The organism is Erwinia sp. MYb375 (genome assembly GCF_037479175.1).
Taxonomy (GTDB): Bacteria; Pseudomonadota; Gammaproteobacteria; order Enterobacterales; family Enterobacteriaceae; genus Erwinia; species Erwinia rhapontici.
Genome location: NZ_JBBGZS010000023.1, coordinates 1504888 through 1522621 on the forward strand (window position 1 = coordinate 1504888; position 17734 = coordinate 1522621).

A 17734-nucleotide genomic window follows, 5' to 3' on the forward strand; every position below is an offset into this window, starting at 1 on the left:
TGTAGACATATTATACGCCGCGACTTTTCTATAAAAAGCCTAAATACGGATATGACTATTAAACGTTTTTCACTCATTTTGCTGCTGAACTTTCTCGGCCTGGCACTGTTTTTCTCATGGTATCTCCCAGCTAACCACGGCCTGTGGTTTAGCCTGGATAAAACCCTTTTTTACTGGTTTAACCAGCGACTGGTGACTAACCCAATTCTGTTATGGCTGGTGGCTATTACCAACTTCCGCGCCTTTGACGGTGTGTCACTGCTGGCGATGGGCGGGTTGTACCTGCATTTCTGGCGTCGTGAAACACCTGAAGGGCGCCGCCGTATGTTCGCCATCGGCATCACCATGCTGATCACGGCCGTAGGCCTTAACCAGCTCGGCCATCAAATTCCCGTGTCGCATCCCAGCCCAACGAAATTCTTCCCGGACGTTAACCATGTGACCAAACTCACCGGGATCCCGACAAAAGATTCTTCGGCAGACAGTTTCCCCGGTGACCACGGTATGATGCTGATGATTTTTGCCTGCTTTATGCTGCGCTATTTCACCCGACGTGCATTTGCTCTGGCCGTGATTATTGTGCTGATTTTTGCGCTGCCGCGCGTGATGATTGGCGCACACTGGTTTACCGATATTGCCGTGGGTTCCCTGTCAATCGTACTGGTCGGTATGAGTTGGTGGTTGCTGACTCCGGCAAGTGATTATCTGGTGAACTGGTTGTATCGCAATTTGCCAGGCAAATATAAACCTGGAAATTAACCCCCCTGCTGCACGGACGTAATCGCTCTTTTTTACGTCCACAGCCTGGCTGCTCAGGCAAATAATGTCGGGGCAAAGAGGGGCTATTAGACGTATTTATTATGCCCGGATAACAGCCGAAACCTCTACATCTCAAGCTTGTCTATCCAGATTGTTCTGAATTTTGCTTGACCTGTAGTTGTTAGCAGCAAAATTGCGCTTAAGCACATTCAGTTAAGCTGCTTATTGGCGATAATGTAACCAATTCGTTACGTAATGGTTTTACATCGTGAAATCCTATAAAAAAGTGCTTAAAAGCCCTCGCTATGGGGCTTGTTATCGGGTAATCTCGTTTTCGATTAGGTGAAATGGCTAAAGTATTTCGGTAAGTTACATTTTAATTTGTGTTCAATGACACATTTTAACGTTTTCCGAATTGTCTTACTCTTCAGCACTAATTAATCTCGTTTCGTTTCGCAATTTTGCTAACGACTTCGTCGTTAAGGACTTCAAGGGATCACAAACATAATGGTCAAGTCTCAACCTATTCTGAGATATATCTTGCGGGTGCTCCCCGCCGTCGCACTAGCGACACTGTTGTCAGCATGTAGTTCGAACAGCGGACACAATGTACAAACTGATACTCATGCAGTTAAAGATCAAAACGGTTTTTTACTGCAAGCGTCTCAGGATGAATTCGAACAGATGGTCCAGAATGTGGATATCAAATCCCGCCTGATGGACCAGTATGCGGACTGGAAAGGTGTACGCTATCGTCTTGGCGGCACCAGCAAACGTGGCATTGATTGCTCTGCGTTTGTCCAGACCACATTCCGTGAACAGTTTGGCCTGGATTTACCACGCTCAACGTATGAGCAGGAAGATTCCGGAAAAAGTATTCAGCGCGCAAAACTGCGTGCCGGTGATTTAGTGCTGTTCCGTGCAGGCTCCACGGGTCGTCATGTCGGTATTTATATCGGTAATGACAACTTCGTTCATGCCTCCACCAGCAGCGGTGTGATGATTTCGAACCTGAATGATTCCTACTGGAAAAACCGTTACCGCGATGCCCGCAGGGTATTGAGCCGAACGCAAAGCTGATTTCACTCCCTTGAAATCTGCGAACACGAGATATGAAAACGCTGCCATGGCAGCGTTTTTTTTTGCCTTTTCTCCCGGCCTTGCTCTTCTTCATCTCACGGAAGGAAACCTGTTTTTTGCCGCTGAAAGGATAAAGTCGTCCTGGAACAATTTTTCAGTTGTTTCCCCTGGCAGACCGCCTGAAAAAGAATTGATTACCATCAATAAGATAGAGACAGATTTTCGCCTCCGTTATATCCTCACTGGCTGACACCAGAAGAAAGCGGTTCGCGACCAATAATAATAAAATCGGCGAAAAACGGGAGAGATCACCGAATGCCACTATCTACCACCGTCAGGCGGCAGGTGACTCAGCCGCGCAAGATAGTTTGTCTTAGTGCGTCCATAGGTTTTTTCTTTTTTCTACTGTTTCTTATCATTATGCTGGCCGTCACCTGGAGCCGACGATCCACAGGACACGATCGCCTCGCCAGCTATACGCAACGCTACGTTGCGAACGTCTTCGACCAGTTGCAGACCACCCTTCAACCGTTTCAGGCAGCCACCAACGCGGCCTGTGGAACCATACGCAACGATCTTACGCAACGCTCAGCCTTTGCGCCCAACGTTCGCGCGATTCTCCTGGTCAAAGATCACAGTGCCTTTTGCTCATCCGCTACCGGCCCGATGCAAATGGATATCCGCGAAATCTCTCCCGATACCGATGTCAGAAACGCCACCGACATTCGGCTGATCCCCGGTACGCCAATGATGCGCCATACACCCGCGATCGTTCTGTGGCTAAAAAACCCTGCCCTGCCCGCCAGCGGTATTTTCACTACTCTCAATATTAATCTGACACCTTATTTACTGCTCGCCTCACGCGAGCAACAGATTAGCGGCATGGCAATCGTCGCCGGAGACAGTGCGATGACCACCTGGGATGAACAACGCGTGGTGAAACGCAGCGCGCTGCCAAAGGAGCCACTGCGCAGCATTGCTATTCCAGGCTATCCCCTCACGCTCTATCTGTATGGCGAAGCGCTACCACGCCGCGATATCCATATTATCTTGCTGGCCGGGCTACTGATGGGTGTACTGATTACCTGCGGCTGTTTCCTGATGTTTACGCTGCGGCTGCGCTCGGGTAAAGAAATCATGCTTGGCATTAAACGCGGAGAGTTTCATGTTGAATACCAACCCGTCATCGAAACCCACAGCGGAAAATGCTATGGGCTGGAAGCGTTGCTGCGCTGGACACATCCGACCGATGGCCGTATCCCGCCAGATTCGTTTATCAGTTATGCCGAAGGACAGAATCTGATTGTGCCGCTGACCCGCCATCTTTTTACGCTGGTGGCACAGGACGCGCATCGCCTCTGTAAAGTGGTGCCCCTCGGCACTCAAATGGGGGTTAATCTGTCGCCCAATCACCTTGTTCACCCGAGCTTTCGCCAGGATGTGCTGGACTGGCTGGCAATGATGCCTGCGGGCCATTTTGAGTATGTGTTTGAAATCACCGAACGGGCGATGGTCAGCGAACAGGGGACCGAGGAAATATTCGACTGGATCCGCCAGCAGAACATCAGAATAGCCATTGATGATTTCGGCACCGGTCACAGCGCATTAATCTATCTGGAAAAATTCCAGTTTGATTATCTGAAGATCGACCGGGGGTTTGTACAAAGCATCGGCATGGAGACGGTCAATTCTCCCGTACTGGACGCGGTGCTGACGCTGGCGAACAAACTCAACCTTAATACGGTGGCCGAAGGTGTCGAAACGGGCGAACAGGCATTGTGGCTGATCAACCGCGGCGTAACCTATTTGCAGGGCTATCTGTTCAGTCGCCCACGTACCGTGCCACAGCTTATTGAGTACTACCTTGAGCAACAAACGCCTGTTCTCAGTACAATTTTAAAGGAATAACGGGCTGTCAAATAAGATAAAAACCTTTACTATCATTGTGTCATCGTGGTTTTAGTGCCACGGCTTGCAAATATAACCGATTTGTCGCTGGTGGGAGCCTGTTGAAACCATGATTGTGCGTCTTGTTGCCTTTGCATTACTTAGCCTGTCTGCGGCCAGCGTGCAGGCAGAAAAAATTAATCAGAGCTACAGCTTCGCCCAGCTTGGGGTCGCAAAATACCCCAGCGGCTTCACCCATTTTGATTATGCTAATCCGGCGGCGCCGAAAGGCGGCAGCGCCACACTTTCCGCGATTGGTACTTACGATAACTTCAACCGCTTCGCCCTGCGTGGCAGCCCCGGGGTGGGCACAGACGCGCTGTACGATAATCTATTTGCTCCATCTGAGGATGAAACCGGCAGCCTCTACCCTCTCGTCGCCGAATTTGCCCGTTATCCAGATGATTATCGCTGGGTAGAAATCACTATTAACCCCCGGGCGCGTTTTCATGATGGTTCGCCAATAACAGCTGAAGATGCAGCCTTCACCTTTAACCTGATTATGACTCAGGGCGTGCCAGCTTATCGCTTTTACTATAAAGGGGTGACGGCGAAAGCCATTTCACGCCTCACCGTGCGCTTCGATCTGCCCAAACCCGATCGCGATCAGATGCTTTCACTACTCTCAACGCCGGTGTTCCCGAAAAGCTTCTGGAAAGATCATAATCTCGCGGACCCCCTGCCTTCCCCCCCCCTGTCCAGCGGGCCTTATCGCATTTCCGCGTATAAAGTTGGCCAGTCGATTACCTATTCACGCGTGAAGGACTACTGGGCAGCTGACCTGCCGGTCAATAAAGGTCGCTATAACTTCGATACGATTCGCTACGACTATTACCTGGACGATAACGTTGCCTTCGAGGCATTTAAAGCCGGTGCATTTGATTTCCGCAGCGAAGGCTCGGCGAAGAAATGGGCGACACAATATACAGGCACTAATTTTGCTAAAGGATTTATCGTCAAAGACGCCGTGCCGAACACCGTCGCGACAGATACACAGTGGCTGGCGTTTAATATTCAAAAAGCACAGTTTGCCGATCGCCGTGTGCGCGAAGCCTTGTCGCTGCTGTTTGATTTTGAATGGATGAATAAGGCGCTATTTTACAACGCCTACAAGCGCGTGGGCAGTTACTTCCAGAACACAGAATATGCGGCGCAGAGTTTACCGGACGCGCAAGAGCTTTCCATTCTGGCACGATTAAAAGGCCAGTATCCTGAGGAAGTGATCGATAAAATCTATCATCCACCGGTCTCTGACGGTTCAGGATACGATCGTTCAAAACTGATACAGGCGCTGGATTTACTGAAACAGGCAGGCTGGGAACTGAAAAACCAGCGGCTGGTTAATGTCAAAACCGGGCAACCTTTCATTTTTGAAATGTTGCTGCGCAGCGGGGGTAACGATCAGTGGGTGCTTCCTTTCCAGCACAACCTGGCGCGTGTTGGCATCACCATGACGGTGCGACAGGTGGACAGTTCACAGTATCTGGCCCGTCTGCGTAAACGGGATTTCGATATGTTGCCTACCCTGTATTACACCTTTGCTTTCCCCAATACCCAGCTGCAACTGGTGTGGGCATCTGATTATATTGAATCCACTTACAATCGCCCTGGCGTCAGCAGCCCGCTGGTGGATAATCTTATTAACCAGATAATTCAGCATCAGGGCAACGCCGAAGCACTGTTGCCGCTGGGACGGGTCCTCGACCGCGTCCTGCTGTGGAATTATTACATGATCCCGATGTGGTATACCGCCAATGACCGTTACGCGTACTGGAACAAGTTTTCGATGCCGACCACGCGCCCGACCTATGCGCAGGGTTTTGATAACTGGTGGTACGATGTCAACAAAGCCGCACAGTTGCCGGCGCAGCGTCGCTAAGGAGTCTGACTGTGGGTGCTTATTTACTTCGTCGTTTATTGCTGATTATCCCAACGCTCTGGGCGATCATCACTATCAACTTTTTCATTGTGCAGATCGCACCGGGCGGCCCGGTGGATCAGGCCATTGCTAATATTGAGTTTGGTCAGACGACCGGCCTCCCCGGTGCCGGGGCCGAAGGTTCGGCTCACGGGCGTAGTTCACTTAACGCCGCACCGGGGGACGGTCAGTACCGGGGTTCACGCGGTCTGGACCCGGAAGTGATTGCCGAGATAACCAAGCGTTACGGCTTCGACAAACCGTTGCATGAGCGCTACTTCACCATGTTGTGGAACTACGTGCGCTTTGACTTTGGCGACAGCCTGTTTCGTAGCAGCTCAGTGATCCAGCTGATCAAAGAGAGCCTGCCGGTGTCGGTGACGCTCGGGCTCTGGAGCACGTTGATTATTTATCTGGTCTCGATACCGCTGGGGATAAAAAAGGCGGTGCGCAACGGTAGCGCCTTTGATATCTGGAGCAGCACGCTGATCATCGTGGGTTACGCCATCCCCTCTTTCCTGTTCGGTATCATGCTGATTGTGCTGTTTGCCGGGGGCAGTTACCTCGACTGGTTCCCGCTACGCGGGCTGGTTTCCCCGCAGTTTGATTCCCTGCCGTGGTATGGCAAAGTCACCGATTATCTCTGGCATATCTGCCTGCCGGTACTGGCCACGGTGATTGGCGGTTTTGCCACGCTGACCATGCTGACCAAAAACTCATTTATGGATGAGATCCGCAAGCAGTATGTTGTTACCGCCCGCGCTAAAGGGCTGGATGAGAAAAAGATCCTTTACCGCCACGTGTTCCGTAACGCCATGCTATTGGTGATTGCCGGGTTCCCGGCCACCTTTATCAGTATGTTTTTCACCGGTTCACTGTTAATCGAAGTGATGTTCTCACTCAACGGGCTGGGATTGCTGGGCTACGATGCCACGATCCAGCGCGATTATCCGGTGATGTTCGGCACGCTGTATATTTTCACCCTGATTGGCCTGCTACTGAATATCCTGAGCGATATCACCTATACGCTGGTCGACCCGCGCATTGATTTTGAGGGCCGCTAATGAGCCGTTTAAACCCGATTAATCAGGCGCGCTGGGCGCGATTCCGCCATAACCGCCGGGGTTACTGGTCGCTGTGGATCTTTGCCGTGCTGTTTATCCTTTGTCTTGGCGCAGAGCTGTTGGCCAATGATAAACCGCTGGTGGTGCATTATCAGGATCGCACTTACTTCCCGCTGCTGGTCAACTATCAGGAGAGTGATTTTGGTGGCCCGCTGGCGACCCCGGCCGACTACCAGGATCCGTGGCTGAAATCTCGTCTGGATCAGAATGGTTGGGCCATCTGGGCACCGATCCGCTTTGGTGATGATACGATTAACTTTGCCAGTACCGTGCCCTTCCCTTCGCCTCCCTCCACGCAGAACTGGCTCGGGACCGATGCTAACGGTGGCGATGTACTGGCGCGCATCCTGTACGGCACGCGTATCTCCCTGCTGTTTGGTCTGATGCTGACGATTGCCTCCAGCGTGATGGGGATTTTTGCCGGAGCGGTGCAAGGTTATTTTGGCGGGCGCGTCGACCTCTGGGGGCAACGCTTTATTGAAGTCTGGTCCGGTATGCCAACGCTGTTCCTGATTATCCTGCTCTCCAGCGTGATTCAACCCGGTTTCTGGTGGCTGCTGGGGATCACCGTGCTGTTTGGCTGGATGGGACTGGTCGGTGTGGTGCGTGCAGAGTTCCTGCGTACCCGTAACTTTGACTACATCCGTGCCGCGCAGGCAATGGGTGTGAGCGACTGGCGCATTATGTCACGCCATATGCTGCCAAATGCGATGGTTGCCACACTGACCTATCTGCCTTTTATTCTCTGCGGCTCGATCACCACGCTGACCTCGCTGGACTTCCTCGGCTTTGGTCTGCCGCTCGGCTCGCCTTCGCTGGGCGAACTGCTGTTACAGGGTAAAAATAACCTGCAAGCCCCATGGCTCGGCCTGACCGCCTTCTTCTCACTGGCGACCCTGCTGTCGCTGTTAATCTTTATTGGTGAAGCCGTACGCGACGCCTTTGACCCCAGCAAGGTGTATTGATATGGCGCTGCTAACGATTCAGGATCTCAGTATCGCTTTCCGCCAGGGTGGCGAAGAGCGTCGTGTTGTGGATGGGCTGTCATTATCTGTGGAGGCCGGGGAAACGCTGGCACTGGTGGGTGAGTCGGGTTCGGGGAAAAGTGTCACTGCCCTGTCGGTCATGCGTCTGCTGCCCACACCGCCAGTGGTCTATCCGCAGGGCGATATTCTGTTTGATGGAAGAAGCGTGCTCCACGCTGAGGAAAGTACGCTACGGGGCCTGCGAGGCAACCGTATCGCGATGATCTTCCAGGAACCGATGGTGTCGCTGAACCCACTGCACAACATCGAAAAACAGCTGTATGAGGTGCTGTCACTGCATCGTGGTATGCGCCGTGAAGCCGCACGCGCTGAGATGCTGACCTGCCTCGATCGGGTGGGCATCCGCCAGGCCGCCAGCCGTCTGAACGATTTCCCGCACCAGCTTTCCGGCGGTGAACGCCAGCGCGTAATGATTGCCATGGCGCTGCTGACGCAGCCTGAACTGCTGATCGCCGATGAGCCGACCACCGCACTGGATGTCACGGTACAGGCACAGATCCTCACCCTGCTGAAAGAGCTAAAGCAGGAGCTGAATATGGGCCTGCTGTTTATCACCCACAACCTGAATATTGTGCGACAGCTGGCGGATAGTGTGACCGTGATGCGTAACGGTCAGGGCGTGGAACATAACAGCACCCGTCAGCTTTTCAGCGCCCCTCAGCATGCTTATACACAGCAGTTACTGAACGCGGAACCCGAAGGCCAGCCGGATCCGGCTGACGAGCAGGCCGAGCCCTTGCTGCGCGTGGAAAATCTGGCCGTCGCATTCCCGATCAAACAAGGTTTGATGAGGCGCACCGTGGGTTATCATCATGCGCTGAAGTCACTGAGTTTCACGCTGCGGCCGGGAGAAAGTCTGGGCCTGGTGGGAGAATCCGGCTCCGGTAAAAGCACCACCGGGCTGGCGTTGCTGCGTCTGCTGCATTCGCAGGGGGAAATCTGGTTTAAGAATCAGCCTCTGCACCTGTTGAACCGCAAAAAGATGCTGCCCGTCAGGCGCCAGATTCAGGTAGTGTTCCAGGATCCTAACTCCTCACTCAACCCGCGCCTGAACGTTTTGCAGATTATCGCCGAAGGTTTACAGGTGCACCATCCTGAGTTGAATAACGCCGAACGTGAAGCGCGGGTCATTACCGCGATGCAGGAAGTGGGGCTGGATCCTGAGACGCGTCAGCGTTACCCTTCTGAGTTTTCCGGCGGGCAGCGCCAGCGCGTGGCTATCGCCAGGGCATTGATCTTACAACCGCAGCTGATCATCCTCGATGAACCGACCTCATCGCTTGATCGTTCGGTGCAAAAACAGATCCTGACACTGCTGAAAAAGCTCCAGCAACAGCATCGTCTGGCCTATATCTTTATCAGCCATGATTTACGCGTTGTGCGATCACTGTGTCATCAGGTGGTGGTATTGCGTCAGGGAGAAGTGGTTGAACAGGGTGGATGTGAGCAGGTATTTAGCGCACCGCAACAGAGCTATACACAGCAGTTACTCACGCTGGCCTGATGCTGCATGGCGATCAGGCACTGCGGTCGCTAAGAAAAGGTTCGGCAATACCCACGCCGAAACTTTTCAGGCGGCAGGTTGCTGCGCATTCATCATCACGATGCACAAAGAGACAAGGTTCCCCTTCCCACTCCGCCACCGAACATACCAGCTGAATTTCCGCCAGTGCCGACTCAATCATGTGCATGGTTTCCCACGCCGACTCGCCGTTATGGCTCAGCAGGCGCAATCCGATAAGATCATCATCACTGTTCAGACCATTAAGGGTCTGTGCTGCAATGACCTGCCCGACCGGGCCGGTGCACCAGTGATAGCGTTGCGGCAGTCGATGTACCACTGAATGTTGTAACGTATTCACCAGAGCTCCCCAGAGCGATTTTTAAACAATATTTTCACAAATAATTCACAAGGTAAATCATCAATTCTCGCTAACAGATTAACCTGTTAATTACTGGAACTATTTACCCTGTGTCAGAGCATCGGCTGACATGAAAAATCACGTATCCGGCCCCATTTTTGAGAGGTGCCTCTCATTTATTTGTTATATTTACCGCGTTCGCCGGGTGATAACAACCGTTTTCGCTGCAATGCTGTTACTTTTTTATAGGAAATTTTTTACAAAAAATCAACATAGTGAGCAAGGTTTTTAGGGCGGGAGGCAAGATTTGGGGAGCCGATGGGGTGACAAAGGGTTGTCATTACGCCGGGACACATTTTTCGTACGGGCCGATCGCAACACAGGATCGGCCCTACACGATTCGTCAGGACACAGCGGCAGATTTGCGCGGTCGTGAAGCGTAGATAAACAACAGAATGGACGTGGTAGCGCAGATAAAGATGGCGCTGACCATAGGCCACGCGCTGGTGAACGTAATCGTGGAAAGCAGTGCGCCTGCCAGCGCGCCCACGCCAAAGCGCAGTGTACCCGCCAGCGAGGAGGCCGTTCCTGCCATATGCGGAAACTCTTCCAGAATCACCGCCATCGCATTAGACGAGACCATTGCTACGCAGCCGATAAACATCGCCACGCCGAACACCAGTGGTATAAAACCAAGATTCAGCGCGCTCACCACCACCAGCCAGACGCCCATTGAGAACTGGATTAACAGCCCAAAACGGAACATCACCAGCGGACCAAAGCGCCGCACGCAGCGACTGTTTAGCAGCGTCATCAGGAACAGAAACACCACGTTCAGCGCAAAATAATAACCAAAATCCTGCGGCGAAATATGGTTCAGCTCAATATAGACAAACGGCCCGACGTTCAGAAATGAGAACAGCCCGGCGAACGAGAATCCACTGGCCAGCATATAGCTGAACACCCGCTTGTGACGAAACAGAGAGAGGAAGTTACGCAACGTGGTACGCAGGCTGAACGGTTGCCGTTTGTCCTTCGGCAACGTCTCTTTGATTTGGGTCACCACCAGCAGCGTGGTTACCACCGCTGCCGCCGAGATGGTCCAGAAAATGGCATGCCAGCTCCAGATCAGCAGCATCCAGCCCCCGACAATGGGTGCCAGCAGGGGCGCAATAGTAGTGACCAGCATGACAAAGGACATCATGCGGGAAAACTCCTCTTTCGAGTAGCTGTCACGCATTAATGCGCTGATCACCACACTGCCCGCCGCCGCCGACAGACCGTGCAGAAAACGCAGCGTGATCAGCTGGTCGATGGTCTGCGCCAGGGCACAGGCCGCAGCCGCAATGGCAAAAATCAGCGTCCCTGCCGCAATCACCGGTTTGCGGCCAAAGCTGTCAGCCAGCGGCCCGTAGACCAGCTGACCCAGGGCAAAACCGAGAATATACGCGTTCAGCGTCATCTGCACGCTGCCCGCTGACACGGCGAATTCGCGGGCAATTTGCGGTAAGGCAGGAAGATACATATCGATCGACAGCGGCATAAGCATCGCCAGCAGCCCGAGGATCACCACCAGTCCCATGGAGGAATTCTTATCTTTTGCCACTCACCTGCCCCTCTGCTGGACAAAAATTCACTAACGCGTCAGTCCGACGCTGGCAATTTCTTCTGCGGTTAAAGGACGATACTCACCGGGTTCCATCTCAGTATCCAGCGCAATCGCACCAATACGTTCACGATGCAGCCCCACTACGTGGTTCCCCACCGCGGCAAACATACGTTTCACCTGGTGATAGCGCCCTTCGCTGATAGTCAGACGTACCTGATGCGGATCAATCACTTCCAGCGTAGCAGGTTTGGTCAGCGTCTTCTCATTGTGCAGCTGAACACCGTCAGCAAACTGCTGTGCGGTATCGTCACTGAGCGGAGATTCCAGCGTCACCAGATAGGTTTTTTCACAGTGATGGCGCGGAGACGTGATGCGGTGGGACCACTGACCATCATCGGTCATCAGCACCAGACCGGTGGTATCAATATCCAGACGCCCGGCGGCATGCAGCTTGAAAGCGGAAGGTTCTTCAAGGAAGAACAGCACCGTCGGGTGATCGGGATCCTCAGTGGAGCAGACATAACCGACCGGCTTATTCAGCATAAAGTAGCGCGGGCCATGCTGCTGTTGCAGCGGATTGCCATCATATTCAACCGCGCTGTCCGGGCTCAGTTTAAATGCACTATCGCGTACAACGTCACCGTCTACGGTCACTTTCTTTGCACGAATCTCACGCCCGGCGATGACACGGCTGACTTCCAGTTGCTGGGATATAAATTTATCAAGTCGCATTAACTCTGCACTGCCTGTAATTAGTTTGGAGTGGAAACTGACGATAATCGTCTTGTGATGTGGCGCAGAACGCTCATCCGGAATGGAACAGGGAGTATAGCGGCAGAAGGGGCTGAGGCACAGAGGGGATCGTATTCTTATGGCGCTTTCATGGCATAATGTCCCTTTATTGCTGCTTTACAGGTCTTCATGTCGTTCACCCTACGTCCCTATCAGCAGGAAGCCGTGGATGCCACCATCCGCTACTTCCGCCATACGTCGCAACCTGCGGTCATTGTCCTGCCTACCGGAGCCGGTAAAAGCCTGGTGATTGCAGAGCTGGCACGGGTCGCACGAGGGCGCGTGCTGGTGCTGGCCCATGTGAAGGAGCTGGTGGCGCAGAACCACAGTAAATATCAGGCATATGGGCTGGAGGCAGATATCTTTGCCGCCGGGCTGCAACGTAAAGAGAGTCATGCCAAGGTGGTGTTTGGTAGCGTGCAGTCAGTAGCACGAAATCTGGCGCAGTTCAGTGCGGAATTTTCGCTGCTGATTATCGACGAATGCCACCGCATCAGCGATGCCGACGACAGCCAGTACCAGCAAATTATCAATCAGCTTCGCCAGCATAACCCGCAGCTCCGGCTGCTGGGCCTGACCGCCACACCGTATCGCCTGGGCAAAGGCTGGATTTATCAGTTCCATTATCACGGCATGGTCAGAGGCGACGAACGCGCCTTCTTTCGCGACTGCATCTATGAGCTACCGCTGCGCTATATGATCAAACACGGCTTTCTGGTGCCGCCAGAGCGGCTGGATATGCCGGTGGTGCAGTATGATTTCAGTCGTTTACAGGCGCAGGAAAACGGCCTGTTCAGCGAGGCTGACCTCAACCGTGAACTGAAACAGCAGCAGCGTATTACGCCGCACATTATCCAGCAGATTGTTGAATTTGCCCAACAGCGGGAAGGCGTGATGATTTTCGCCGCCACGGTCGACCATGCGCGTGAAGTGCTCGGATTGCTGCCGGGCAGTAAAGCCCTGATCAGCGCGGGCACCCCGGCTGCCGAGCGTGACGCGCTGATCGCCGCATTTAAAGCACGTGAACTGCGGTATATGGTCAATGTGTCGGTGCTGACGACAGGGTTTGATGCCCCGCATGTTGATCTTATCGCTATTCTGCGCCCCACGGAATCAGTCAGCCTGTATCAACAAATTGTCGGACGTGGGCTGCGGCTCAGCCCTGGCAAAACAGACTGTCTGATCCTCGACTATGCCGGTAACCCCCACGATATTTTTACCCCGGAAGTCGGTGCGCCTAAGGGTAAAAGTGATAATCAGCCGGTGCAGGTTTTCTGCCCTGGCTGTGGTTTTGCCAATACCTTCTGGGGCAAAACCACTCAGGATGGCACTCTTATCGAGCACTTTGGCCGTCGCTGCCAGGGCGTGCTGGAGGATGATGACGGGCTGCGTGAACAGTGTGATTACCGTTTTCGCTTTAAAAACTGCCCGCACTGTCATGCTGAAAATGATATTGCCGCACGCCGCTGCCGGGAGTGCGATGCAATCCTGGTTGATCCTGACGATATGCTGAAAGCCGCACTGAAACTGAAAGATGCGCTGGTGCTGCGCTGTGCGGCGATGGTGCTGGAGAACGGGAGCGACGAACAGGGCGAATGGCTGAAGGTGCGTTACTACGATGAAGAAGCGACCGAAGTCAGCGAGCGCTTTCGTTTAAAAACCCCGGCGCAGCGCACCGCCTTTGAGCAGCTATTTCTACGCCCGCATCAGCGTGCACCCGGCGTACCGCTGGGCTGGAAGAGCGCCGCCGATATCATTGCGCTTCAGCCGCTGCTGCGTCATCCCGATTTCGTCGTCGCGCGTAAACAGCGCCATTACTGGCAAGTGCGCGAGAAAGTGTTTGATTACCAGGGACGTTTTCGCCGGGCCAACGAATTACGTTAAAACAGACGGATTGCCGCTCCTGCTCTGCTTTCCGACTTAATACATTGCCTGAAAAAGCAAAGCCGGGTATAATTCCGCCCGCTTTTAGCTGGCTTTGCCGGATAAAAGCTGAACAATCCACCTGTTGCTGGGTCGCCTGTAGCAGGAATAAAACTTGAAGAGACTTAAAAATGTTCACTATTAATGTTGAAGCTCGTAAAGAGCAGGGCAAGGGTGCGAGCCGCCGCCTGCGTTTAGCTAACAAATTCCCAGCCATCATCTATGGCGGAAATGAAGCAGCTGTTGCTATCGAACTGGACCACGACTCTGTTATGAACCTGCAGGCGAAGCCTGGTTTCTACGACGACGTTCTGACCCTGGTTGTTGATGGCAAAGAAACTAAAGTAAAAGTGCAGGCTGTTCAGCGTCACCCGTTCAAGCCAAAACTGCACCACATCGACTTCGTTCGCGCTTAATTGCCCGTTCGTTTTAGATGTGAAAAAAACGCCGCTTAATGCGGCGTTTTTTTTCGTCTATTTTCCGCTGGTACGGCGCTGCAACTGGTCGCGCAGGTTAGGCGGTGTCCCTTTAATAGTCAGTGTGTCAGTGGTCGGATCCCAGAAGATACGTTCACCTAACAGCATTGCGTCAAAGTTGATCGTCAGCCCGCCGCCGCTGCCGGCAAATTTGGTCAACTGGCGCAGCGTACTGCGGTCTGCCGGGAAGCTCTCTTCCAGCTCGTAACCCTGTTCCTGAGTAAAGGCCTGGAAGGTTTTGTCTCCCAGCGGGGCCAGCTCATTCGACAGGCCTTCCAGTTCAATCTCTTCACCGGATTTAAGCTGCTCGTTGCAATAAGTGGAAACCTGCTGGCGGTAGTTTTGCCGCTCATTTTTATCAAGGCTGGCTTCGGCACAGTAGTCATCCACCGCCTGTAGCAGGCCACGGTTCTGCGCTTTTGTATCCAGGCCCACGCTGGCACCGAGGAAGTCCATAAAGAAATCAGCCACTTTACGCCCCACCCGCCCACGCAGGAAGTTGAGGTAACGGGTCGATTCCGGGTTAGTTTCCCATTCGGTCAGATCGATGCGCGCCACGATATCGGCATGATTGATATCCAGATAGTGGGTCGTGCTGATATCCAGCTCTTCGTTAACACGCATGCTGTTCTGGCTGTTCAGTACCGCAATCAGCAAATACTCAACCGCCAGATAGCGATAGTGACCGAATAACACCACGCCACCCTCTGCGAACGGATACTTACTCAGCTCATCGCGCAGGCGCGCGCTGGCGGCACGGCTAAACGCCAGGAAATCATTCTCGCCCTTACGGCAGTTGCGTAACGCATCGGCGAGTTCGCTCTCTTCATTAAACAGGCCATAGGCTTTGCTCTTGGCACTGTAAACGCGATGCAGCTCTTCCATCATTGCCGTCACGGGCGCGTTGGACGGTAACAGTGAATCTCGCAGCACCAGCTCCAGCGTCTGTTCGTCACGCTTGATCATCTGGTGAAGGGCAATCTGGGTGATATCCAGACTCATGGTAAACTCTCCTTTAAGCACAGGCGCGTATTCAATCACTGTGCGACTTTACGATCAACTGTCAGAACGATGCACAGTTCATTCGCGCGTCATTACGATAAAAATGCAGAAAAAAGCACGTTCTTACGGTAAGATAGCGCCCTTTAAACCTCAGTATAAAATTGACGTTATGGCACAATCATCCCGCTACAGCAACGAGCGCGTGGAGAAGATCCTCGCAGAAATGGTCCAGGTTCTGGAATCAAACCAGACCCCAACCGATCTTTCCCTGATGGTATTGGGAAATATGGTGACCAACTTACTTAACACCAGCGTGTCACCGGCACAGCGCCAGGCAATGGCACGTTCGTTTGCCGATGCCCTGCAGGCGTCGGTACGCGATGACCAAGCCCACTGATGAGATGATCCTGATTCCGATATGGTAACAAATCGACAGCGCTACCGTGAAAAAGTGTCCCAGATGATTAGCTGGGGGCATTGGTTCGCCCTGTTTAACATCATTTTCGCCCTTATTTTGGGTAGCCGTTACCTGTTTGTCTCTGACTGGCCAGCCTCGCTGGCCGGTCGCATCTACTCATTCAGCAGCTGGATTGGCCATTTCAGCTTTATTGTTTTCGCTGCCTATCTGCTGATTATATTTCCACTGACCTTTGTGGTGATGTCGCAGCGTCTGCTGCGTTTTCTCTCTGCAATTATCGCGACGGCTGGACTAACGCTGGTTCTGGTTGATAGTGCGGTGTTTTCCCGTTTCCACCTGCACCTTAACCCGGTCGTCTGGGAGCTGGTGATCAACCCCGACCAAAGTGAGATGGCCCGTGACTGGCAACTGATGTTTATCAGCGTCCCGGTCATCTTCCTGGTGGAGATGCTGTTTGCCACCTGGAGCTGGCAGAAACTGCGCAGTCTGAACCGCCGCAGCTTCGGTAAGCCCCTGGCCGGGCTGTTTATCAGCGCCTTCTTTGCCAGCCATCTGATGTACATCTGGGCGGATGCCAATTTCTACCGCCCGATCACTATGCAGCGCTCAAACCTGCCGCTCTCTTATCCGATGACCGCGCGACGCTTCCTTGAGAAACACGGCCTGCTGGATGCTCAGGAATATCAACGCCGCCTGGTACAACAGGGTAATCCCGAAGCCGTGTCAGTCGCTTATCCGCTCAGTGACATCACCTTCAGTGATAAAGGCACGCGTAACAACCTGCTGGTGATTACCGTTGATGGCCTGAATGAAGCCTCGATGGCGAAATCATTACCCAACCTGGCGCGTTTTGCTGAAAGTAACGTGCGCTTCAGCCAGCATTTCAGCTCAGGTGCTACGGAAGACAGTGGATTATTTGGCCTGTTCTATGGCATCTCGCCAAGCTATATGGATGGCGTGCTGTCATCGCGTATTCCCTCAACGCTGATCACGGCGTTGGGGCAACAGGGTTACCAGCTGGGTCTGTTTGCCAGCGACGGTTTTAACTCGCCGCTGTATCGCCAGGCCCTGCTCACCGACTTCTCTTTACCGACATCGCAGAACCAGTCGAATGCGGATACCACGCGTCAGTGGCAGCGCTGGCTGGACGGACATAAAAACGAAGGGACGCCGTGGTTCTCTTACCTGTCGTTGTCCACATCTGACAACCGTGATAGCGCCGATAAGCAGAGCGCTCGTCACTACAACCGCGCCGCGGCCAGTGTAGACCAGCAGATCCAGACGGTGCTGACGACCCTGGATCAAAAAGGATTACTGGCGAACACCGTGGTGGTGATCACCGCCCAACACGGCGTAGTGCTGGAAGGCGATACCACGCCGGGAAATCGTCAAATGTTGCAGGTGCCTCTGGTGGTTCACTGGCCGCAAACCCCTGCGCAAACCGTCAATAAGCTGACGGATCACCAGGATATTATGACCACCCTGATGCAGCGCCTGCTGCACGTCAGCACGCCAGCGGTTGACTATTCGCAGGGCGAGGATCTGTTTGCTGCCCAGCGTCGTCATAACTGGGTTGCCAGCAGCACCCATCATCAGTTGCTGATCACCACGCCGCAGGAGACGCTGGCGCTGGATAACAATGGGGGCTATGCCGCCTGGGATCTGCAGGGCCAGCCGTTGAAAGATCATAAGCCGCAGCTGGCATTGTTGTTACAGGTGCTGACTGACGAAAAACGATTTATTGCAAATTAGCTGTATAAATCTAAAGCAGTCAACGC

16 protein-coding genes are annotated in these 17734 nt (G+C 53.3%); 12 read left to right on the forward strand and 4 right to left on the reverse strand.

Annotated elements, in window-relative coordinates; translation table 11 throughout:
- Window positions 1–51: 51 nt before the first annotated feature.
- The 8 genes from WH279_RS19825 (at window position 52) to yejF (ending at window position 9378) form a co-directional block, all read left to right on the forward strand.
- Window positions 52–759: a phosphatase PAP2 family protein gene (locus WH279_RS19825; RefSeq protein ID WP_339458140.1), complete on the forward strand. Its 708-nt coding sequence runs from the start codon at window positions 52–54 to the stop codon at window positions 757–759.
- A gap of 507 nt (window positions 760–1266) precedes the next feature.
- A complete protein-coding gene (gene mepS / locus WH279_RS19830; protein WP_200644044.1) occupies window positions 1267–1839 on the forward strand; it encodes a bifunctional murein DD-endopeptidase/murein LD-carboxypeptidase in 573 nt (190 codons plus the stop codon).
- Between the two features lie 46 nt (window positions 1840–1885).
- Window positions 1886–2089 (forward strand): hypothetical protein, encoded by a 204-nt coding sequence (locus tag WH279_RS19835; protein ID WP_200644043.1) that lies wholly within the window; start codon window positions 1886–1888, stop codon window positions 2087–2089.
- 65 nt (window positions 2090–2154) lie between these two features.
- On the forward strand, window positions 2155–3747 hold the full coding sequence (locus WH279_RS19840; RefSeq protein WP_339458141.1) for a cyclic di-GMP phosphodiesterase: 1593 nt from the start codon (window positions 2155–2157) through the stop codon (window positions 3745–3747).
- A 109-nt stretch (window positions 3748–3856) separates the two neighbouring features.
- Complete coding sequence (locus WH279_RS19845; protein ID WP_339458142.1) at window positions 3857–5665, forward strand: extracellular solute-binding protein; 1809 nt, start codon at window positions 3857–3859, stop codon at window positions 5663–5665.
- A gap of 11 nt (window positions 5666–5676) precedes the next feature.
- Complete coding sequence (locus WH279_RS19850) at window positions 5677–6768, forward strand: microcin C ABC transporter permease YejB (protein WP_133841455.1); 1092 nt, start codon at window positions 5677–5679, stop codon at window positions 6766–6768.
- A complete protein-coding gene (locus tag WH279_RS19855) occupies window positions 6768–7793 on the forward strand; it encodes a microcin C ABC transporter permease (RefSeq protein WP_339458143.1) in 1026 nt (341 codons plus the stop codon). The genes WH279_RS19850 and WH279_RS19855 overlap by 1 nt, the downstream gene beginning before the upstream one ends.
- Window position 7794: 1 nt before the next feature.
- Window positions 7795–9378, forward strand: a complete 1584-nt coding sequence (gene yejF, locus WH279_RS19860) for a microcin C ABC transporter ATP-binding protein YejF (protein ID WP_339458144.1) — start codon at window positions 7795–7797, stop codon at window positions 9376–9378.
- A 13-nt stretch (window positions 9379–9391) separates the two neighbouring features.
- On the opposite strand, the gene WH279_RS19865 is transcribed toward yejF, so the two are convergent.
- The 3 genes from WH279_RS19865 to rsuA all read right to left on the reverse strand — a co-directional run bounded on the left by WH279_RS19865 (window position 9392) and on the right by rsuA (window position 12077).
- The gene (locus tag WH279_RS19865; RefSeq protein WP_339503696.1) at window positions 9392–9736 is read right to left on the reverse strand and encodes a YejG family protein; all 345 of its coding nucleotides are present in this window, start codon (window positions 9734–9736) and stop codon (window positions 9392–9394) included.
- A 403-nt stretch (window positions 9737–10139) separates the two neighbouring features.
- Window positions 10140–11342, reverse strand: coding sequence for a Bcr/CflA family multidrug efflux MFS transporter (locus WH279_RS19870; RefSeq protein WP_200644039.1), 1203 nt, complete (start codon window positions 11340–11342; stop codon window positions 10140–10142).
- Window positions 11343–11372: 30 nt separating this feature from the next.
- A complete protein-coding gene (gene rsuA, locus WH279_RS19875; RefSeq protein ID WP_200644038.1) occupies window positions 11373–12077 on the reverse strand; it encodes a 16S rRNA pseudouridine(516) synthase RsuA in 705 nt (234 codons plus the stop codon).
- Between the two features lie 189 nt (window positions 12078–12266).
- On the opposite strand from rsuA, the gene WH279_RS19880 reads away from it, so the two are divergent.
- Complete coding sequence (locus WH279_RS19880; protein ID WP_339458145.1) at window positions 12267–14021, forward strand: DEAD/DEAH box helicase; 1755 nt, start codon at window positions 12267–12269, stop codon at window positions 14019–14021.
- 170 nt (window positions 14022–14191) lie between these two features.
- Entirely contained in the window at window positions 14192–14476 is a 285-nt protein-coding gene (gene rplY / locus WH279_RS19885; RefSeq protein WP_200644036.1) for a 50S ribosomal protein L25, read from the forward strand.
- A gap of 57 nt (window positions 14477–14533) precedes the next feature.
- Here the strand turns inward: rplY and yejK are convergent, their stop codons facing one another.
- Window positions 14534–15538 (reverse strand): nucleoid-associated protein YejK, encoded by a 1005-nt coding sequence (yejK, locus tag WH279_RS19890; RefSeq protein ID WP_339458146.1) that lies wholly within the window; start codon window positions 15536–15538, stop codon window positions 14534–14536.
- A gap of 169 nt (window positions 15539–15707) precedes the next feature.
- Here yejK and WH279_RS19895 point away from each other — a divergent pair, with 169 nt between their 5' ends.
- Both WH279_RS19895 and yejM read left to right on the forward strand, forming a co-directional pair.
- Entirely contained in the window at window positions 15708–15935 is a 228-nt protein-coding gene (locus WH279_RS19895) for a YejL family protein (protein WP_133841446.1), read from the forward strand.
- A 21-nt stretch (window positions 15936–15956) separates the two neighbouring features.
- Entirely contained in the window at window positions 15957–17708 is a 1752-nt protein-coding gene (gene yejM / locus WH279_RS19900; protein WP_339458147.1) for an LPS biosynthesis-modulating metalloenzyme YejM, read from the forward strand.
- Window positions 17709–17734 lie beyond the last annotated feature (26 nt).